Below are 20,722 nucleotides of genomic sequence, written 5' to 3'. Positions count from 1 at the left end.
TGACTTTGCCAATGAAATTGATTCTTATTTTTTTATTAATTATCGGTTACACATCCTGTTGATGCACTTGAAACCGATCTTGCGTATTTAAGTAAAACCCCTCTGTCAACTTTTAAAGCTGGCTGAACCCATGCCGCCTTTCTAGCTGCAAATTCTTCATCAGATATCTTCAGGTCGATTGTATTTTTCACAGCATCGATAGCGATAATATCTCCATCTTTTACTAGCGCAATACCACCACCGTCATATGCTTCTGGTGTAACGTGACCTACCACGAAACCGTGCGAACCTCCGGAGAATCTACCGTCTGTGATTAGTGCACAGCTGCTTCCTAATCCGGCTCCAATAATCGCAGATGTAGGCTTAAGCATTTCAGGCATTCCCGGACCACCTTTTGGCCCACAACCTCTAATGACGACTACATTTCCTGGTTTAATTTTTCCGGCCTGAAGACCTGGAATTACTTCAAATTCACCTTCAAATACCACAGCTGGCCCTTCGAAATATTCTCCTTCTTTTCCGCTGATTTTTGCTACAGCACCTTCAGAAGCAAGGTTTCCGTATAAAACCTGAATATTTCCTGTTGGTTTTAATGCTTTTTGAATTTCATGAATTACTTCTTGTCCATCTTGTAAATCTGGAGTTGAAGCTAAGTTCTCAGCAACAGTTTTTCCTGTTACAGTCAAACAATCACCATGAATAAGTCCAACTTTCAATAAATATTTCATTACTGATGGAATACCTCCAACTTCGTGAATATCTTCCATCATATATTTACCACTTGGCTTCATGTCAGCAAGAACAGGAGTTCTGTCATTAATTGCTTGAAAATCATCCAAAGTAATTGTTATTCCAACAGAGTGCGCCATTGCGATTAAGTGCATAACTGCATTTGTAGAACCTCCTAAAACTGCTACAATTGTAATAGCATTTTCGAAAGCCTTGCGAGTCATAATATCTCTTGGCTTAATATCTTTTTCTAATAAAACTTTAATAGCAGCTCCTGCAGCAAGACATTCGTCTCTCTTTTCCTGGCTTAAAGCAGGATTTGAAGAGCTGTATGGCAAACTCATTCCTAATGCTTCAATTGCAGAAGACATCGTATTTGCAGTGTACATTCCACCACAAGCACCAGCTCCTGGACAAGCATTCTGAATTACACCTTTAAAATCTTCTGGAGTAATTTCTCCTTTTACTTTTTTTCCTAAAGCTTCAAAAGCTGAAACAATATTCAAAGATTCACCTTTCCATTTTCCTGAATGGATTGATCCTCCATAAACCATCATTGACGGGCGATTTAATCTTCCCATCGCAATAAGAGCTCCAGGCATATTTTTATCACAACCAGGAATTGCAATAATACCATCGTACCATTGTGCTCCTGCAACTGTTTCGATAGAATCTGCAATAACATCACGAGAAACTAATGAATAACGCATTCCCTCAGTTCCATTTGAAATTCCGTCACTAACACCAATAGTATTAAAAATAAGTCCGACCAGATCAGCATCCCAAACACCTTTTTTGACGTCCTTAGCTAAATCATTCAAGTGCATGTTGCAAGTGTTACCATCATAACCCATGCTCACAATTCCAACTTGTGCTTTTTTCAAGTCTTCTTCAGTTAAACCAATCCCGTATAACATCGCTTGCGCCGCAGGCTGTGTTTGATCTTGAGTGATGGTCTTGCTGTACTTATTTAATTCCATTATGTATTATTTTATTTTAATTTTTGTTCAAAAAAAAACCTTCCAGTATTTGGAAGGTTTATAATATAGTCTTTCAATTATATTTATACCATTCCCTGTGCAGATGTGATCACCACATTGACAACAATGACAGAAGTAATAATAATTGAGATTTTCATCTTTCTATTTTTTTAGTGTCACAAAAGTAAACAAACTTTAATAACTAAAAAAATAAAATCTCAACATTTTAAAGACTTCTTGTTATTTCTTCTATGTTTTAACAAAAAATATTAAACAATTGTCGATTGTCCAATAGTTACATTGTCATTTCTGAAATAAAGCAGATCATCTTTGCTGAAAATAAAATTAGAAACAAACTCCCCTACTTCATTTGTGCCGAATTTTGAATCTGGTTTTAAATCAACTGTCACTACTTTAAATTCTATTGCTTTTTCTATAGCTTTATAAATCACATTAGCTTCTTTAATTAGTCCAAAATGCTCTAATAAAAGTGCCGCGGCCAAAATAGATGCAATCGGATTAGCAATATTTTTTCCTTTTGCCTGAGGATAAGAACCATGAATCGGCTCAAACAAAGCATTTTTTTCTCCTAAAGAAATTGAAGGCAACAAACCAATAGACCCTGTAATTACACTAGCTTCATCAGACAAAATATCTCCGAATAGGTTTTCTGTCAAAATCACATCAAACTGCTTTGGATTTAAAATTAGTTGCATTGCCGCATTATCCACAAACAAAAAGTCTAATGCTACATCTGGATAACTTTCACTCACTTTCTGAACAACTTTTCTCCACAATCTTGAAGTTTCCAAAACATTAGCTTTATCTACCAATGTTAGTTTTTTGCGTCGTTTTTGTGCCGATTTAAAAGCCAAGTGCGCTATTCTAGTAATTTCATCTTCTGAATACTCACACAAATCTGAAGCGTGTGTCCCTTCATCATTTAATGTTTTTGTTCCAAAATAAGCTCCACCTGTTAATTCTCTGAAAATAGTAAAATCAGCGCCTTCAATAATTTCCCTTTTTAATGGAGAAGATTCTATTAATGCTTTATAAGGTTTTATCGGACGAATGTTAGCAAACAAGCCAAGTTCCTTACGTAATTTTAACAATCCTTGCTCTGGACGAATTTTTGCATTTGGGTTGTTGTCATATTTTGGATCTCCAATCGCGCCAAGTAAAACTGCATCTGTGTTAAGACAAAGATTTAGCGTTTGTTCCGGGAGTGGATTTCCTGTTTTGTCAATTGCAACTGCACCCATAAGTGCTTCTTCAAAAACAAACTCATGATTGTAAACCTCGCCAATTGCATACAATGCTTTTTTGGCTTGTAAAATTACTTCTGGTCCAATTCCGTCTCCTGGTAAAACTGCTATTTTCAAATTCATAATGCCTCGTTCTTTATGATTTAAATCTTTGTTATTTTTCTTTATTCTATTTTCTTTATTCTATTTTCTTTATTCTATTTTCTTTTCAACTAGTTTCTGATCAATTCTCCCTGAATTTTTGAAGCTTCGATAATCTGATGTATATCAGCATCTACGACTTCTTTTTTGATATCAGCGAATTTCAAAAACTCAACATACACAATATCCAATTGTGTTTTTGTAAGCTCATAGCCTACTTTTTTTGCACGGTAAGCCAAAGCAGCTCTTCCGCTTCTTGCCGTCAAAATAATTGACGATTCATTCACACCCACATCAAGCGGATCCATAATTTCATAAGTCGCTCTGTTTTTGATTACACCGTCTTGGTGAATTCCAGAACTGTGTGCAAAAGCATTTGCGCCTACGATAGCTTTATTTGGCTGTACAATCATTCCCATACTTTCAGAAACTAAACGGCTCATTTCGTTTAATTCTCTTGTATTGATGTTTGTATCTAAATTTAAGTATGGATGTTGTTTGAAAATCATCACCACTTCTTCAAGTGCTGTATTTCCAGCTCTTTCTCCAATACCGTTAATTGTACATTCAATTTGTCTTGCACCATTAATAGCTCCAGCAATAGAGTTTGCAGTAGCCATTCCTAAATCGTTATGACAGTGGCATGAAAGAATTACGTTTTCGATTCCTTTTACGTTTTCTTTTAAATATTTAATTTTTGCTCCGTACTCTTCTGGAAGGCAATATCCTGTTGTATCAGGAATATTTAATACTGTAGCTCCAGATTTGATAACTTCTTCGCAAACTTTTGCCAAGAATGCATTATCAGTTCTTCCTGCATCTTCTGCGTAGAATTCAACATCTTCTACATATGATTTTGCGTGAGCTACTGCATATTTTGCTCTTGCAATGATATCTTCAGGCGTAGTTTGTAATTTGTGGAGGATATGAGATTCTGAAGTTCCGATTCCGGTGTGGATTCTAGGTCTTTTAGCATGCTTTAAAGCTGCTGCAGCAACATCAATGTCATTTTTTACGGCTCTTGTCAATCCGCAGACGGTTGCATTTTCTACAATTTTACAAATCTCAGAGACCGATAAAAAATCGCCCGGACTTGACACAGGAAAACCTGCTTCGATAATATCAACTCCCATTTTGTCTAGTCGTTCTGCGATAACTAATTTTTGCTTAGTATCTAACTTACATCCTGGAACTTGTTCACCATCGCGCAAAGTGGTGTCAAAAATTTGAACTTTCTCTCTATTCATATTCATTAATTTAATGTAATTTCACATTGTGATAACAAATATATATTGTACTTATGCAGTACGAAATTCATTTTAATGAAATTATACTGTTCATAACGCAATTTATACTCGATTAACAACTTAACAATCAATAAGTTACATTATTATTTTTTACAATGGCTAACCATCAAAAAGATTTCTTATTTGTTCTGATTAAATCGCTTTCCAAATCTGAAAAAAGACAATTTAAAATTTTTGCGAGTCGCTTAGAAACCAGTTCGAATACAAAATTTATCGAACTGTTTAATATTTTAGATAAGTCTGAAACGTATGATGAAAAGCTCATTCTCAAAAGCGGAAGTATCAAAAAAGTTCAGTTATCTAACTTAAAATCATACTTATACAAGCAAATCTTAGTTAGTATCCGTTTAAATATTCCAAGCCAGAATATCCGTTATCAATTACGCGAACAAATAGATTTTGCTGCTATTTTATACAATAAAGGATTGTATAGACAGAGTTTGAAAATTCTGGATAAAACAAAACAGCAGGCATTAGAAAATGATGAAAAATATATGGCGTATGAGATTGTAGAATTCGAAAAACTGATCGAATCGCAATATATTACTCGAAGTATTCAGGGCCGCGCTGACGAACTTGTTATTCAAGCAAAAGAATTGAATTACAGAAATACGATTTCAAGCAAATTATCAAATTTATCACTGCAATTGTACGGAATCATGTTGAAAACGGGTTACGTGAAAAGTGATGAAGAATATAAATATATCGACGATTATTTCAACAGACATATTGCAAAACTAGACGAAAGCAAGTTTGGTTTTCGTGAAAAATACTGGTTTTATAATGCCAATTTATGGCGTAGTTTTTTAGTTCAAGACTTTTTAGCGAGTTATAAATTTGCGTATAAATGGGTACAGCTCTTTTATGATAATCCGAATATGATTTACCTGAACCCGGTGTTTTTCTTGAAAGGAAACCACTATTTTCTTGAATCGCTTTATATGTTAAAATACACTTCTAACTTCAAGAAATACTTGACACTTTTAGAAGAAACGATTCAGGATCCAAGATTCCCGGTAAACGATAACATTGCATCACTATCATTTTTATATGTTTACAACAATAAACTGAATCTTCATATTCTGGAAGGTACTTTTGACGAAAGCGAATATTTGATTCCTGAGATTTTAGAGAAACTAAAACTACACAGTGAACATCTTGATGAGCATCACGAAATGTTGTTTTTCTACAAAATAGCTTCGATTTATTTTGGAAATGAAAAATATAACGAATGCATTAATTATTTAGACAAAATAATAAACAATAAAAACTTAAGCATGCGCGAAGATTTAATGTGCTTCGCCCGACTTTTGTCTTTAATAGCGCATTATGAACTTGGAAAAGATTATTACTTAGAAAATCATCTTAAAAACACCTATAAGTTCTTATTAAAAATGAATGATTTACATGAAGTTCAAAAAGAAATCATCAAGTTCCTAAGAAACTTAAATAATTTTTATCCTGCGGACATTAAGAAGGAATTTAAGAAAATGCACGCGCGTTTCGTAGAACTTGAAAAGAATACGTATGAGAAAAGGGCTTTCTTATATTTAGATATTATTTCGTGGCTGGAAAGCAAAATTGAGAATCGAAAGATTGCTGATATAATTAAGGAAAAGGCGAAGTTGAATAGTAGATAAAACTCCAATTTTTAAATTATAAATTACAATAAAAAAAGCGCTAAAAAAAATATTTTTCAGCGCTTTTTTCATTTCGACCGAAGGGAGAAATCACACTAGAAACTCTACAAAGATTGGCGATTCTCTTTGCGGAAATGCTAGTGTGATTTCTCCCTTCGGTCGAAATGACATACTTTATCCATAAAACATAAAAAAATCCGAAATTCCAATTGTTGGAATTTCGGATTTCTATATTGAAATTTTAAAAAGCTTATTCGATAATATTCGACGTCGTTACATAAAAATCCTTATCAACTTCTACCTTCCTATCTTCATTTGTAGTTTTTACGGATTGCCATTCTGTTGTTGGTTTTAGCCAAGTTTCAACTCCATTTAATTTCACTCGAACCGGCATATCAAATTTTGCAACGCAGTTTGTCCAATGATATCCGAAAGTTCCATTTTTAAACATATATTCAAAAACCGGAATTTGAGTTGTAGTCAAATATTGTGCATAAACTCTATTGAAATTTACCCCCGATTGTTCGTTGATATAATCTTCAATTTGTTTAGAAGTTACAGTTTGATGGTAAAAAGTCTTATTCAAACCTCTCAAAATAGATTTCCATTTTGCATCATCATTAATTACTTGACGAATCATATGAAGCATTGTGGCTCCTTTTGGATACATGTCTCCAGATCCTTCATTGTTTACGTCATAATGACCTATGATTGGTATATCATTTTGAATGTTGTTTCTACATCCAATAATATATTCAGATGCGGCATCTTTTCCGTAATAATATTCAAGAAACAAACTTTCAGAATAGTTTGTAAAACTCTCATGAATCCACATATCTGCAATATCTTTATAAGTGATATTGTTCGCAAACCATTCGTGGCCAGACTCGTGAATAATGATAAAATCAAATTTTAGTCCCCAGCCTGTTCCGCTTAAATCACGTCCTAAATAACCATTTTTATAGCCATTTCCATAAGTTACGGAACTTTGGTGCTCCATTCCTAAATATGGTGCTTCAACTAATTTGTAGCTATCCTCGTAAAAAGGATAAGGCCCAAACCAATTTTCAAATGCTTTCAGCATTTTTGGAGCATCTTTAAATTGTTCTTTAGCGAGAGCCAAGTTGTCTCTTAAAACATAATAGTTACAATCTAAATCGCCTTTTTCACCTTTATATTTTTCAGAAAAATTCACATAATCACCAATATTGATATTTACACCATAATTGTTGATTGGGTTTGAAACATACCAATTGAAAGTTTTGGTTCCATCTTTTTCTTTTTTAACGCTTTGTAATCTTCCGTTTGAAACATCAGTCAAATGCCCTGGAACATTTACGCTAATTAGCATATTTTCAACTTCATCGTACATATGATCCTTACATGGCCACCAAACACTTGCCCCCAGCCCTTGACATGACGAAGCGATAAAATCTTTACCATTTTTATCTTTTTTCCATGTAATTCCTCCGTCCCATGGCGGTCTTACGGCTTCTTTTGGTTTTCCTCCAAATGAGATTATAATCTCTTTTGAATCTCCAACTTTCTGTTTTTCTGCCAAAGTAATAAAGAAAGCATTTCCATCTCTCTCAAACTTCAATGGCATACCATTTTGAGTCACCTTTTGAATGTTCATTGGTTCCTGCAAATCAATTTGCATCTTGTTATTTTCTGTCAAAACGGTATAACGTACTGTATTTGTACCGGAAATTGTTTTGTCAGATGGATTTACTTTGATATCCAAATGATAATATTTCAAATCCCACCAAGCTCTTTCTTTTGTAATGCTTCCGCGTAAAGTATCCTGATGTGTAAAAACAGTTTCCGACTTATTCAAAAGTCCTTGCGCATTTGCTCCGAAACCAACTAAAAAGGCGATAAATACGCCACCAAAGTATTTTTTCATTATTTATAAATTTGTAACAAATAAGATCATTAAACGAACTTAATCTTTAACAAATGTACACATTCAGATCAATAATTTTACATTTTTACCATTTTGAAAATAAAAAAATACGCCCCGAATTCAATATACTTAAAAATTAAAAGCAAATGCATATATACTTTTGGATCGCTTTTAAAAAATTACTTCTGGCGTTTCTTTAAAACTTCGATAACGTCATTTAATTGATAGCCTTTTGCTTGTAGTAAAATCAAGTAATGAAACAGTAAATCAGCGCTTTCGCTAAGAAATAAATCGTCATTTTCATCTTTTGCCTCAATAACAACTTCTACCGCTTCTTCACCTACTTTTTGAGCAATTTTGTTTATTCCCTTTTCAAATAAAGAAGCAACATAACTTTTCTCAGAATCAGCATTTTCTCTTCGTCTTTTAATAGTGTTTTCCAATTGCGAAATAAAACCATAATTAGCGTCATTTGATTCTTGCCAGCACGTATCCGCACCTGTATGGCATGTTGGCCCAACAGGTTTCGCCTGAATCAAAAGCGTATCACCATCGCAGTCATTTTTGATGCTAACCAAATTCAAAAAGTTGCCACTCTCCTCGCCTTTTGTCCAAAGCCTTTGTTTTGAACGGCTAAAAAATGTTACTTTTTGCGTTTCTATTGTTTTTTGAAGCGATTCTTCGTTCATATAACCCAGCATCAAAACATTTTTTGTTTCTGAATCCTGAATAATCGCAGGAATTAACCCGTGTGCGCTTTTGATATCTACGTTCATTTTATTTATTTTTTTAGTGTAAAGAATATAGAATATAGAACAAAGAGTGAAATTTAAGACTATAAATGTTTTTCAATCTTGCATCTATCTTCTTTGCTCTATTTTCTATTTTCTATGTTCTAAAGTCTAACTTCTATATTGTTATTTCTTAATTCTTGTTTTAGAGCTTTAATCTCGATTTCTTTAAAGTGGAAAACACTTGCCGCTAAAGCTGCGTCTGCTTTGCCTTTTTGAAACGAATCTACAAAATGTTGCATATTTCCAGCTCCTCCTGATGCAATAATTGGAATATTAACCAATTCTGAAAGTTTCGCCAAAGCTTCATTAGCAAAACCGTTTTTAGTGCCATCATTGTCCATTGAAGTGAATAAAATTTCTCCTGCACCACGATCTGCGACTTCTACAGCCCAATCGAATAAATTTAATTCTGTTGGAACTTTTCCTCCAACTAAATGCACAATCCATTGTCCGTCGATTTGTTTGGCATCGATAGCAACGACCACACATTGGCTTCCAAATTTCTGAGCCAAATCATTAATCAACTGCGGATTTTTAACTGCCGATGAATTGATGGAAACCTTATCGGCTCCATTATTCAGCAGAATATCAACATCTTCTACAGATGAAATCCCCCCGCCAACGGTAAACGGAATATTGATTTTCTCTGCAACCCTTCGTACCATATTTACAAGGGTTTTGCGCCTTTCTTCAGTTGCTGAAATATCCAGAAAAACCAATTCGTCTGCACCTTCAGCCGAATAAATTTCAGCCAATTCCACAGGATCGCCGGCATCACGCAAGTCAACGAAATTAACGCCTTTTACGGTTCTTCCGTTTTTTATATCTAAGCAAGGTATAACTCTTTTTGCTAACATTTATCTAATGTGTTAATTAGAAAATTAGTCAATTAGATAATTACTTCACATAATGTGCAAATTATCTAATTATCAAATTTTCTCATTTTCTAATTATAAAATCCTCTAATTGTTTTAAGCTGATTCTTCCTTCGTAAATCGCTTTTCCGATGATTGTTCCTTCACAACCTAATTCAGCTAATTTAGGCAATTCATCAAAAGTTGAAATTCCTCCTGAAGCAATTAGTTTTACTCCTTTAGCTTCAGCTAGGATTTTACTGTACAAATCAAAACTTGGGCCTTGAAGCATTCCGTCTTTGGCAATATCAGTGCAAATTACGTACTGAATTCCTTTTGATTGATAATCCTGAATAAACGGAACTAAATCTTCATTTGATTCTTCTAACCAACCTGAAACTGCTATTTTTTCATCTTTTGCATCGGCTCCTAAAATGATTTTTTCTGAACCATATTCCGAAATCCATTTTTCGAAAATGGCTCTGTTTTTCACTGCAATACTTCCGCCAGTGATTTGATTTGCACCGCTTTCAAAAGCAATTCTCAAATCATCATCCGATTTTAATCCGCCTCCAAAATCAATTTTTAGGCTCGTTTGCGTCGCAATTTGTTCCAATATTTTATAATTGACAATTTTGCTTGATTTTGCACCGTCAAGATCTACTAAATGCAGATATTCGATTCCGTGCGCTTCAAATGATTTCGCCACTTCTAGCGGATTTTCATTGTAAATTATCTTCGTATCATAATCACCTTTGGACAAACGAACGCATTTTCCTTCAATGATATCTATGGCTGGTATTATTCTCATTTTATATTAGTCTTAAAGTTTGAAAGCCTAAAGTCATAAAGTCTTTTGATTCTCAAAGTTTGTTATTTTGATTGATATTGTTATTGAATTTGAAAATTTTACATCTTCAAAAAGTTCCCAAGAATTTTCTCTCCAACATCCCCACTTTTTTCTGGGTGGAACTGAGTTCCGTAAAAATTACCTTTCTGCAAAGCCGATGCATATTCAACATCATAATTGGTCGTTGCGATTGATTCAGCACAATTTGGAGCATAAAAACTGTGAACCAAATACATAAATTCATTTTCAGAAATTCCTTTAAATAAATCGGTTTTTAAATCATAAATCTGATTCCAGCCCATTTGTGGCACTTTTACGTTGCTTGAAAACTTCAAAACATCAACATCAAAAATTCCTAAACCTTCCGTATTTCCTTCTTCTGTTTTGTTGCACATCAACTGCATTCCAAGACAAATTCCTAAAACCGGTTGCTTCAATTGCGGAATCAAGCTATCTAATCCGCTTTCGCGAAGTTTTGCCATCGCAGAACTCGCCTCGCCCACACCAGGAAAAATCACTTTATCCGCCGATTTAATTTCGTCTGGATTATTAGTCAAAACTGCCTTAAAACCCAATCTTTCAATAGCAAACATAATGCTCTGAATATTTCCTGCTCCGTAATTTATAATTACTATTTTCATTTAATTTTAGTCTTAAAGCCTAAAGTCTAAAGTCTTAAAGTCGCTCTTTGATATCCATAATTTGAAATCTTTCGACTTCATGACTTTCAACTTTCGACTTAATTAAAGCATTCCTTTCGTCGAAGGCAAAATCATTTTTTCGGTATCTCTTTTTACGGCTACTTTTATTGCTTTCGCAAAAGCTTTAAAAATGGCTTCGATTTTATGATGTTCGTTGATTCCTTCTGCTTTGATATTTAAATTGGCTTTTGCGCCGTCTGTGAATGATTTGAAGAAATGATAAAACATTTCTGTTGGCATTTTTCCAACCATTTCGCGTTTGAATTCTGTTTCCCAAATCAGCCAGTTTCTTCCTCCAAAGTCAATTGCTGCTTGTGCTAAACAATCATCCATTGGAAGACAAAATCCGTAGCGCTCAATTCCTAGTTTGTTTCCTAAAGCTTTCGCGAAAACTTCTCCTAAAGCAATAGCTGTATCTTCGATTGTGTGGTGCTCATCAACCTCTAAATCCCCTTTTACAAGGATTTCTAAGTCCATTTGACCGTGACGAGAGATTTGATCTAACATATGGTCAAAAAAGGCAATTCCGGTGTCGATTTTGCTTTTTCCTGTTCCGTCAAGATTTAAATTGATATAAATATCTGTTTCATTTGTTTTTCTGGTAATGGATGCTGAACGCGCTTCTAACTTAAGAAATTCATAAATTGTTTTCCAATCCATTGATTGCAAAACGATTGTGTCATTTAATTCTTCACGTTTTGATGAAATCTCATTGCTTCCAATTCCATCTGTATCGTTCATGAAAATTGCTTTTGCTCCAAGGTTTTTAGCCAATTCAACATCAGTCAAACGATCTCCTAAAACAAAAGAATTTTCTAAATCATATTCTGGATTATTCACATATTTTGTCAACATACCTGTTCTTGGCTTGCGAGTTGGCGCGTTCTCTTCTGGAAATGTTCTGTCTACAAAGATTTCATCAAAAATAACACCTTCGTTTTCAAATGCTTTTAGAATAAAATTTTGCGTTGGCCAAAATGTGTTTTCAGGAAAACTATCAGTTCCTAATCCATCCTGATTGGTTACCATTGCCAATTCATAATCTAGTTCATTCGCTATTTTAGCCAAATATTGAAAAGCTTTTGGATAAAATTCTAATTTATCCAAGCTGTCTAATTGATAATTTTCAGGTTCTAAAACAATCGTTCCGTCACGATCAATAAAAAGTACTTTTTTCATATTTTTTTGTTTTGCCACAGATTTCACAGATTAAAATGATTTTTGTTTTGCCACGAATTTCACAAATTAGCACGAATTGAATTAGTGCAAATTCGTAAAATTCGTGGCGAAAAAATCAACTCAAACAGAATAAAGAATCTTTTTAATCTTTTTAATCTGTGACTAATAATTTTTACTTCAATAATTTTAATTCTCTTATTACAACCTTGTTTTCTTCTTTTGTGCCAATTGTAAAACGAAGGCAATTTTCGCATAGAGGTTGTGTGGTTCTATTACGAATTACAATTCCTTTTTCTATTAATTGATCGTATCTTTTGTTGGCGTCATCCACTTTTGCTAGAATAAAATTAGCTTCTGTTGGATATACTTTTTCTACAAAACTCACTTCAAGTAAAACTTTAAGTAACTCCTCTCTTTGCTCAATAATTGAAGTTATTTCTTGTTTTATTTTGTCAATATCCTTTAAACGTTCGATTGCTCTTTGTTGCGTCAATTCATTTACGTTATATGGTGGTTTGATTTTATTCAAAATTGAAATCACAGCTTCTGAAGCATAACAAATTCCTAGACGAATTCCTGCCAAACCATACGCTTTCGAAAGTGTTTGAGTTATCACTAAATTCGGATAAGCATCAATTTCCGCCAACCAGCTTTCTTTATCTGAAAAGTCTATATACGCTTCATCAATCACTACTAAACCTTTGAAATTTTGAAGCAATTTCACCACGCTTTCATCTGAAAATGAGTTCCCAGTTGGGTTGTTTGGCGAACATAAAAAGATGATTTTTGTATTCTGATCAACTGCTTCTAAAATCTTTTCCACTTGTGGCTGAAAATCTGTTGTAAGCAGAATTTCTCTATTTTCAACTGCATTAATATTAGCCAGAACACCGTACATGCCGTATGTTGGCGGAAGCGAAATAATATTGTCTTTATTTGGCTCACAGAAAGCTCTGAAAAGCAAGTCTAAAACTTCATCGCTTCCGTTTCCTAACAAAATCTGACTCTGTTTTGTTAAATTATTCTTTGCTAAAATCGCTTTAACTGAATTCTGTTGTGGATCCGGATAACGATTTACGCCATTTTGGAACGGATTTTCATTGGCGTCCAAAAAAATCATTTCGGCTGTGTCAAAATCTTCAAACTCATCTCTTGCAGACGAATACGGTTTTAAGGATTTTACGTTTTCACGTGTTATTGTATTTATATCGAATTTCATTATCTTAATTTTTAGAATATAGAAAATAGAAAAAAGAGAATAGACTTCTCAACTGATTTCAAAAATTATCTATATTCTTTGTTCTATATTCTTTGCTCTATATTCTTTGTTCTATATTCTTTGTTCTATATTCTTTGCTCTATATTCTTTGTTCTTTTTTTATTTATTCCAAACTCTTTAATCTTAATGTCACAGCATTCTTATGAGCCTGTAAACCTTCAGCTTCTGCCATTTTTTCAATTGCTTTTCCGATGTTTAAAATTCCCGTTTTAGTAATTTTTTGAAATGTCATTGATTTCATAAAACTATCCAGATTTACACCGCTGTAATTTTTAGCATAACCGTTTGTTGGCAATGTATGATTCGTTCCTGAAGCATAATCTCCAGCACTTTCAGGAGTATAATTTCCAATAAAAACCGAACCAGCATTTACGATTCCGTTGCAGTAGAAATCATCATATTCTGAACAGATTATAAAGTGCTCTGGTCCATATTCATTGATTAAATCTAAAGCGATTTGATCATTTTCAACATAAATTAATTTCGAATTTTCAATTGCTTTTTCTGCAATAGCCTTTCTTGGAAGAACTTCCAACTGCGACTGAATTTCATCTTCAACTTCATTGATTAATTTTCTTGAAGTCGAAACCAAAATTACCTGACTATCAGTTCCATGCTCTGCCTGAGACAATAAATCAGAAGCAACAAAAGCTGGATCTGCTGTATCATCAGCTACAATCAATAACTCTGAAGGCCCTGCAGGCATATCAATTGCAACTCCAAATTGCGTTGCCAATTGTTTAGCCACAGTCACAAACTGATTCCCTGGTCCAAAAATTTTATACACTTTTGGGATCGATTGCGTTCCAAAAGTCATTCCCGCAATAGCTTGAATTCCTCCAACTTTTAAAATCTTAGTTACGCCACATAAATTAGCCGCATATAAAATAGCAGGATTGATTTTCCCCTTTTTATCTGGTGGAGAGCACAATACAACTTCCTTGCAACCTGCAATTTCGGCAGGAACAGCCAGCATCAAAACCGTTGAAAACAGGGGCGCTGTTCCTCCTGGAATATACAAACCAATTTTCTGGATCGGTCTTTTTTCTTGCCAGCAGTTTACGCCTTCGATCGTTTCAACTTCAACGCGATCGGTTTTTTGTGCTCGGTGAAATTTGTAAATATTGTCCTTTGCTAACTCAATAGCTTCTTTTAATTCACTTGGAATCAAACTAATTGCTTCTTCGATTTCGTCTTGAGAAACTTCGTAATTATCTAACGAAATCCCGTCAAAAATCGAAGTATATTTTGCAACCGCTTCGTCACCTTTTTTCTGAACTTCTTTGAAAATTTCTTTTACCGTAACCTCAATATCATCAATAGTTTGAGTTGGTCTTTTTAATATTTCTGACCAGATTTCTGGTTTTGGATTGTCTATTTTATTCATATTTTTTTATGCTTTATGCTATAAGCTTTAGGCTTTAAGCTTTCTTAACTTTGTGTGTTTTTTTTTTTTGGCATAAAGCTTAAAGCTTATTGCCTAAAGCGCGCAAAGCGCATTAAAGAACCATTTTCTCAATTGGGCAAACTAAAATTCCTTCAGCTCCAACTTCTTTTAACTGATCAATTACGTCCCAAAAAGTATCTTTGTCAATCACTGAATGGACACTGCTCCACCCTTCTTGTGCCAAAGGAAGAACAGTCAAACTTCTCAAAACTGGAAGAATTTTTCCAACGGCATCAATTTTGTCGTTTGGAACGTTCATTAAGATATATTTTGAATTTCTAGCTCGTAAAACAGCCTGTATCCTGAACTTTAAAGTATCAATGTGTTTTTGGATTTCTGGAGAAACTTTTGGAGAAACCGCTAAAACCGCTTCGCTTTTTAAGATTACTTCAACTTCTTTTAAATTGTTCTTGAAAAGTGTGCTTCCGCTTGAAACAATATCTACAATAGCATCTGCAAGTCCGATATTTGGAGCGATTTCTACAGAACCTGAGATTTGGTGAATATCTACCGTTAAACCAAATTTACTGAAATATTCGTTTACTGTGTTTGGATAAGAAGTTGCAATACGAAGATTTGCTAAATCTTGAACCGAATTGTATTCGAAAGTTTTAGGTACTGCTACAGAAACTTTGCATTTTGAAAACCCTAATTTCTGAACAACTTCGATTCCTTTTCCTTTTTCTACCAAAAGATTATCACCAACAATGGCCAAATCTACTACTCCGTCGATTAAATACTGAGGAATGTCTGAATTTCTAAGATATAAAACTTCAAGAGGAAAGTTTGAAGCCTCAGCTTTTAACTGGTCGATTCCGTTGTTGATTGAAATACCGCAATCTTTAAGAATTTGAATGCTGTCTTCATTTAAACGACCTGATTTTTGAATTGCAATTTTTAAAGTACTCATTTTTTTAGTTGTTTGTTTGATTAATAGTTTGAGTACAAAGAATTGGTATAAAAAAACCCGTTTGATGTACTCAAACGGGTTTTAAAATATGATGATTTACACGCATACCATTAACACATCGCTTGAGAGCAATAATGAAAATGATGATGATGTAATTGATTTGAAATCATTGTTTGGTTTGTTTTATAATTCTTTGATTCGGTTGCAAATATACTAGTTAATTTCATAAAAAAGCAATTTTTAATATAACTTAACGATAGTTTATTGTTAAAAAAAAGCCGAAGCCCCATTTTTACTACATATTTTCAATTCACGATAACGTTTTCTTATTTGTCATTAAAAGTCAAATATACAGTTGTGCCAATTTCAATCTCACTTTCTATTTTAAACTTTATATTTAGTAATTCGGTAGTTCTTTTAACAATCGACAAACCTAACCCAGTTCCTTTAATTTCAGGATGATCGGTTGAATTTGATCTGAAAAATGGATTTAAAATTGCTTCTAAATCGCCTTTTGCAATCCCAATTCCATCATCTTTGATTTTACAGATTGTTTTTCCGTTTTGTCTCAAAAGCATAATCAAAATAGAACCGCCGTTATTTGTATACTTTATTGCATTCGAAATAATATTTCTTAAAATAGTAATCACCAAAAAATTATCCGACTGGATATGGAAATCTGTCTCAGCATCAAATTTCACCTCTATATTTTTAGCTTTTATTTTTTCTGAATTCAAAGTCAAAACATCCAAAATAACAGAATTTAAATAAACAGATTCGGTATTAATATTTTGTTTTTGATTCTCAAAACGTGCCATCAAAAGCAACTGATCTACCAATGCATTTAAGTGGTCAACTTCATTTATGCAATAGTTTATTTTTTCTTCATACTCCTTGTTATCTCTTGGTTTGCGAATCAATACTTCAAGTGTTCCTTTAATAACGGTTAGCGGTGTACGAAGCTCGTGTGACGCATCTGACGTGAATTGCTTTTCACGTTCAATTGCATCTTCAATTCGGTTTAACAAATTGTTTATTGTTTTTGAAAGCGTAAATAATTCGTCGCGCGTTTTTGGCAACGGAATTCGGGTTTTCAGATTATCTTTAGTGATTACTTTAGAGGTATTTATAATAGCATTTATTGGCTTTATACTTCGTCCCGCAAAAAAACGTGCAATCAAAAAAAGTAATACTAAAATGATTGGAAATGCAATCAACAAGGTGTCTAATAGATTTTTAAGCACTTTAGCTGAATCTGCTAATGACATTGCAATAATCAAATATCCTATTTTTTTTGATTTTACTTGAAGCGGAATCTGAATTTGCCTAATCTTGCTACCTAATAAATGTGTGTCAAATAACTCATAATGCTCCTTGCTTTCATGAAAAACAAGTACTTCATTCTTTAGATTAGGCGATTTTTCAATTACTTTTTTATTTAAATCAAAAAACTGAACAAAAACAGGATTCACATCAACAGAATTGTGTTCACGTTCCTCCCATTCTTCTGCATCCATAAAAATCACTTTTTTGTTCTCGATTTTGATTTCCTTTAAATGATCTTCAATTTCAATCATCAAATTTTCGTCAATATGTTTGTAAACAGTGAATTTTACAGTAAAATAAGTTGCCGAAAAAACAACCAAAATCAACAAACCAGTCGTAATGATATAATTTAAAGCAATTCTGTTTTTAAAAGATAATTGTGCCATTTATAAGTCGTTAGCAATATAACCGATGCCGCGAATTGTTTTTATATAATCTTCCTCAATTTTCAAATTAAGCTTTTTTCGAATTGCATTCATAAAAACATCAATTACGCCCGTGTCGTACTCAAAATTAATATCCCAAACATCTTTTAAAATTTGGTTTCTCGTGCAAACTTTACCCTTATTCTCAATCAAATAAGTCAATAATTCAAATTCTCTCTGCGTTAGCGTAATTTCTTCATCATTTTTGAGCACAACATGCTTTGACAAATCAATTTTTATGGTTCCGAGAGTCAATTCTTGATTGCCTTTTCTGTGTCTAAAATGAACCTTGATGCGTTCAACCAATTCCTCAAAACTAAAAGGCTTTTTAATGTAATCATTTGCACCAGCTTTCAAGCCCGCAATGGTTTCCTGCACCGTGTCTTTTGCGGTCAGAAAAATTATTGGCGTTAACTGATCTTTTATTCTAATAGCTTTACACAAATCCAAGCCATTGATTTTCGGCAACATCCAATCTAGCAAAATCAAGTCGTATTGATGATTTTGACTTAATTCAAAACCTTTTGAGCCATCATTGGCAGTTGTCACGAGATAGCCTTCTTCCTGAAGCCCTTGCTGCAGAAATTGCACGATTCCTATTTCATCTTCAACGATTAAAATATGCATGTTTTTATGATTTATGTTTAAGATTATCCTCTTTGATACGTTTGTCAAAGATAAATATTTTCGAATTCAGAATTTGCCATAATCCTTTAGAATTAACCAATTTAATCATCTTAAGTCAACATTAAGTTAACACTAAGCAAGGTTAAAGCATAACTTCATCTAACACTCATAAATGCAATTTAATTTTGCAGAAAATACAATATCATGATTTTCTCTAAAAAGATTTCGCCATTTTACAATATCGCATTTTTCTATTTTCTCGTTAGTTTTTTATTGCGAATTGTTCTTTTCTTCCACCCGATAACACAAAGTTCATTTACAATTCTTGAAAGCCTAAAAATTTTCAGTTTGGGCTTGATCTCTGATTTTTTTGTTTTTGTAATTACTAGCATATTTTTATGGCTTTATTTGATTTTCATTTCTAATGAAAAATACAACAAACCATACGGTTATATTATTCTGGGTGGATTTATTGCTCTGTTTTTATACATCGCATCAGGAAAAAGTATTTTAGACGAATACGGTGGCGCTTTGCCGAGAATTGTTTTAATTTTCGTGGGAATCAAAACAGCCCTTTTTTCATTATTGCTTTTTCTTCCAAAATGGAGAGACAAAATCAGATACTGGTTATTTGCTTTTGTTATTTTCCTTTACGTTTTATTAATACTTCAAAATGGATTGAGCGAATATTTCTTTTGGAATGAATTTGGCGTAAAATACAATTTCATTGCCGTGAATTATTTAATTTACACGAATGAAGTAATTGGAAACATTATGCAGTCTTATCCTGTAATTCCTATATTCTCAGTACTTTTTACAGTAACGGCGGTAATCACTTATTTTATTTTAAGGAAATCCAAAAACTATATTGAAGAAATTCCTAATCTAAATGAAAAATTAAAAATTTCTGGAATTTATATTTGCCTATTTTTGATTTCTCTATTTGCAGTTCCCACTTTGTCAAAAACCGAGAACTCTAAAAATGTTTTTGTTAACGAATTACAATCCAATGGGATATACAAATTTTATTTAGCGTTTCAGAACAACAAATTAGATTATTTCAAGTTTTACAAAACTTTGCCAAAAGAAAAAGCATTTGCAAATTTAAAAGAGCAATTTCCAGCAATTTCTGGCGAAAATACGCTTCGAAATATCAATGAAGATGCTACTGAGAATCACAAAAATGTTGTTTTAATTACAATTGAAAGTTATAGTGCTGATTTTATGAAGGAATATGGAAACAAAGAAAACATCACTCCTTTTCTAGATAGTTTAGCACAAAAGAGCCTTCAGTTCACTAATTTGTATGCCGCAGGAAACAGAACTGTTCGCGGTCTTGAAGCTGTAACTTTATGCCTGCCTCCAACCGCTGGAGAAAGTGTAGTAAAACGTGAAGACAATAAAAACAAATTTTCTACTGGAGCAGTTTTCAAACAAAAGGGTTACAATGTAAAATTCATGTATGGAGGCGATGCTTTTTTTGACAATATGCAAGATTTTTATTCAGGAAATCAATATCAGATTATTGATAAATCGAGTTTTTCTCCTGATGAAATAACATTCTCAAATGTCTGGGGTGTTTGCGATGAAGACATGTACAATAAGGCTATAAAGGTCATGAACAACGAAGCTAAGGAAAATAAACCGTTTTTTAATCATATCATGACGGTGAGCAATCACAGGCCTTTTACTTATCCAAACAACAAAATTGATATTCCTGGCGATATAAAATCTCGTGAAGGCGGGGTAAAATATACCGATTTTGCCCTTCAAAAATTCTTTGAAATGGCAAAAAAACAACCTTGGTTTACAAATACCGTTTTTGTTATAGTAGCCGATCATTGTGCCTCGAGTGCTGGAAAAACACAACTTCCATTAGATAAATATAGAATTCCGGCTTTTATTTATAGTCCAAATGAAAAACCTGCAAAATTCAACAAACTAATGTCGCAAATTGATTTGATGCCAACGCTTTTCGGAATGTTGCATTTTGATTACGAAAGTAAATTTTTCGGCCAAGATGTTTTTAAAACAGATTACAAACCGAGAGCTTTTATTGCAACTTATCAAGATTTAGGATTGATAAAAGATAATATCTTAACCATTTTATCACCAAAACAAGTTGTAAAACAATATGCTTTAAAAGTAAAACCAATAGCGGGAGTTGCATCCGAATTTCAAATTATATACGAAGAAACTCCATTAAAAACCGAAAGAACTGATTTGGTAAATGATGCGATTTCTTTTTACCAATCTGCTTCCTATTTATTAAAAGAAAAAGAATATCAGTTCAACGATACAAAAACAAAAAATGCTAATCTGTATGCTGAAGCCAAGTAAATAAATCATTAAAAAAAAGAAA

General features: G+C 33.2%; 16 protein-coding genes. 2 read left to right on the top strand and 14 right to left on the bottom strand.

Translation table 11 applies throughout. The features are described from left to right. Window positions 1–35: 35 nt before the first annotated feature. From ilvD to H600_RS22210, 3 genes are all read right to left on the bottom strand, one after another. On the bottom strand, window positions 36–1,709 hold the full coding sequence (gene ilvD / locus H600_RS0116460; protein WP_026729816.1) for a dihydroxy-acid dehydratase: 1,674 nt from the start codon (window positions 1,707–1,709) through the stop codon (window positions 36–38). Between the two features lie 269 nt (window positions 1,710–1,978). Next, entirely contained in the window at window positions 1,979–3,097 is a 1,119-nt protein-coding gene (leuB, locus tag H600_RS0116455; RefSeq protein WP_026729815.1) for a 3-isopropylmalate dehydrogenase, read from the bottom strand. A gap of 89 nt (window positions 3,098–3,186) precedes the next feature. Further along, window positions 3,187–4,362 (bottom strand): 2-isopropylmalate synthase, encoded by a 1,176-nt coding sequence (locus tag H600_RS22210; RefSeq protein ID WP_084157396.1) that lies wholly within the window; start codon window positions 4,360–4,362, stop codon window positions 3,187–3,189. A 155-nt stretch (window positions 4,363–4,517) separates the two neighbouring features. Between H600_RS22210 and H600_RS0116445 the strand changes: the two genes are divergently transcribed. Next, complete coding sequence (locus H600_RS0116445) at window positions 4,518–6,062, top strand: hypothetical protein (RefSeq protein ID WP_026729814.1); 1,545 nt, start codon at window positions 4,518–4,520, stop codon at window positions 6,060–6,062. Window positions 6,063–6,312: 250 nt separating this feature from the next. Here the strand turns inward: H600_RS0116445 and H600_RS0116440 are convergent, their stop codons facing one another. The 11 genes from H600_RS0116440 to H600_RS0116390 form a co-directional block, all read right to left on the bottom strand. Then, the gene (locus H600_RS0116440) at window positions 6,313–7,968 is read right to left on the bottom strand and encodes a M1 family metallopeptidase (protein ID WP_026729813.1); all 1,656 of its coding nucleotides are present in this window, start codon (window positions 7,966–7,968) and stop codon (window positions 6,313–6,315) included. A 179-nt stretch (window positions 7,969–8,147) separates the two neighbouring features. After that, window positions 8,148–8,744 carry a bifunctional phosphoribosyl-AMP cyclohydrolase/phosphoribosyl-ATP diphosphatase HisIE gene (gene hisIE, locus H600_RS0116435; RefSeq protein ID WP_026729812.1) on the bottom strand — a complete coding sequence of 199 codons (597 nt, stop codon included), beginning with the start codon at window positions 8,742–8,744 and terminating at the stop codon, window positions 8,148–8,150. Window positions 8,745–8,863: 119 nt separating this feature from the next. Further along, window positions 8,864–9,619, bottom strand: a complete 756-nt coding sequence (hisF, locus tag H600_RS0116430; RefSeq protein WP_026729811.1) for an imidazole glycerol phosphate synthase subunit HisF — start codon at window positions 9,617–9,619, stop codon at window positions 8,864–8,866. Window positions 9,620–9,701: 82 nt separating this feature from the next. Beyond that, window positions 9,702–10,427, bottom strand: a complete 726-nt coding sequence (gene hisA / locus H600_RS0116425; RefSeq protein WP_026729810.1) for a 1-(5-phosphoribosyl)-5-[(5-phosphoribosylamino)methylideneamino]imidazole-4-carboxamide isomerase — start codon at window positions 10,425–10,427, stop codon at window positions 9,702–9,704. A gap of 98 nt (window positions 10,428–10,525) precedes the next feature. After that, complete coding sequence (gene hisH, locus H600_RS0116420; RefSeq protein WP_026729809.1) at window positions 10,526–11,107, bottom strand: imidazole glycerol phosphate synthase subunit HisH; 582 nt, start codon at window positions 11,105–11,107, stop codon at window positions 10,526–10,528. 102 nt (window positions 11,108–11,209) lie between these two features. Continuing rightward, on the bottom strand, window positions 11,210–12,346 hold the full coding sequence (gene hisB / locus H600_RS0116415; protein WP_026729808.1) for a bifunctional histidinol-phosphatase/imidazoleglycerol-phosphate dehydratase HisB: 1,137 nt from the start codon (window positions 12,344–12,346) through the stop codon (window positions 11,210–11,212). 172 nt (window positions 12,347–12,518) lie between these two features. Then, complete coding sequence (gene hisC / locus H600_RS0116410) at window positions 12,519–13,565, bottom strand: histidinol-phosphate transaminase (protein ID WP_026729807.1); 1,047 nt, start codon at window positions 13,563–13,565, stop codon at window positions 12,519–12,521. Window positions 13,566–13,728: 163 nt separating this feature from the next. Then, complete coding sequence (gene hisD / locus H600_RS0116405; protein WP_026729806.1) at window positions 13,729–15,012, bottom strand: histidinol dehydrogenase; 1,284 nt, start codon at window positions 15,010–15,012, stop codon at window positions 13,729–13,731. Between the two features lie 112 nt (window positions 15,013–15,124). Continuing rightward, window positions 15,125–15,982, bottom strand: coding sequence for an ATP phosphoribosyltransferase (gene hisG / locus H600_RS0116400; protein ID WP_026729805.1), 858 nt, complete (start codon window positions 15,980–15,982; stop codon window positions 15,125–15,127). Window positions 15,983–16,308: 326 nt separating this feature from the next. Beyond that, window positions 16,309–17,694, bottom strand: coding sequence for a sensor histidine kinase (locus H600_RS0116395; RefSeq protein ID WP_026729804.1), 1,386 nt, complete (start codon window positions 17,692–17,694; stop codon window positions 16,309–16,311). After that, window positions 17,695–18,360, bottom strand: coding sequence for a response regulator transcription factor (locus H600_RS0116390; RefSeq protein ID WP_026729803.1), 666 nt, complete (start codon window positions 18,358–18,360; stop codon window positions 17,695–17,697). A gap of 204 nt (window positions 18,361–18,564) precedes the next feature. On the opposite strand from H600_RS0116390, the gene H600_RS0116385 reads away from it, so the two are divergent. Beyond that, window positions 18,565–20,700, top strand: a complete 2,136-nt coding sequence (locus tag H600_RS0116385; protein ID WP_026729802.1) for an LTA synthase family protein — start codon at window positions 18,565–18,567, stop codon at window positions 20,698–20,700. Window positions 20,701–20,722: the final 22 nt, after the last annotated feature.

The sequence above is a fragment of the Flavobacterium denitrificans DSM 15936 genome (assembly GCF_000425445.1).
In the GTDB taxonomy this organism is placed as follows: Bacteria; Bacteroidota; Bacteroidia; order Flavobacteriales; family Flavobacteriaceae; genus Flavobacterium; species Flavobacterium denitrificans.
Note: the sequence above shows the minus strand (reverse complement) of the source record. Positions and strands in the feature narration are given on the sequence as shown.

Coding starts and splice junctions, on each gene's coding strand:
- ilvD (WP_026729816.1), bottom strand. CDS start 1,709: ATGGAATTAAATAAGTACAGCAAGACCATCACTCAAGATCAAACACAG.
- leuB (WP_026729815.1), bottom strand. CDS start 3,097: ATGAATTTGAAAATAGCAGTTTTACCAGGAGACGGAATTGGACCAGAA.
- H600_RS22210 (WP_084157396.1), bottom strand. CDS start 4,362: ATGAATAGAGAGAAAGTTCAAATTTTTGACACCACTTTGCGCGATGGT.
- H600_RS0116445 (WP_026729814.1), top strand. CDS start 4,518: ATGGCTAACCATCAAAAAGATTTCTTATTTGTTCTGATTAAATCGCTT.
- H600_RS0116440 (WP_026729813.1), bottom strand. CDS start 7,968: ATGAAAAAATACTTTGGTGGCGTATTTATCGCCTTTTTAGTTGGTTTC.
- hisIE (WP_026729812.1), bottom strand. CDS start 8,744: ATGAACGTAGATATCAAAAGCGCACACGGGTTAATTCCTGCGATTATT.
- hisF (WP_026729811.1), bottom strand. CDS start 9,619: ATGTTAGCAAAAAGAGTTATACCTTGCTTAGATATAAAAAACGGAAGA.
- hisA (WP_026729810.1), bottom strand. CDS start 10,427: ATGAGAATAATACCAGCCATAGATATCATTGAAGGAAAATGCGTTCGT.
- hisH (WP_026729809.1), bottom strand. CDS start 11,107: ATGAAAATAGTAATTATAAATTACGGAGCAGGAAATATTCAGAGCATT.
- hisB (WP_026729808.1), bottom strand. CDS start 12,346: ATGAAAAAAGTACTTTTTATTGATCGTGACGGAACGATTGTTTTAGAA.
- hisC (WP_026729807.1), bottom strand. CDS start 13,565: ATGAAATTCGATATAAATACAATAACACGTGAAAACGTAAAATCCTTA.
- hisD (WP_026729806.1), bottom strand. CDS start 15,012: ATGAATAAAATAGACAATCCAAAACCAGAAATCTGGTCAGAAATATTA.
- hisG (WP_026729805.1), bottom strand. CDS start 15,982: ATGAGTACTTTAAAAATTGCAATTCAAAAATCAGGTCGTTTAAATGAA.
- H600_RS0116395 (WP_026729804.1), bottom strand. CDS start 17,694: ATGGCACAATTATCTTTTAAAAACAGAATTGCTTTAAATTATATCATT.
- H600_RS0116390 (WP_026729803.1), bottom strand. CDS start 18,360: ATGCATATTTTAATCGTTGAAGATGAAATAGGAATCGTGCAATTTCTG.
- H600_RS0116385 (WP_026729802.1), top strand. CDS start 18,565: ATGATTTTCTCTAAAAAGATTTCGCCATTTTACAATATCGCATTTTTC.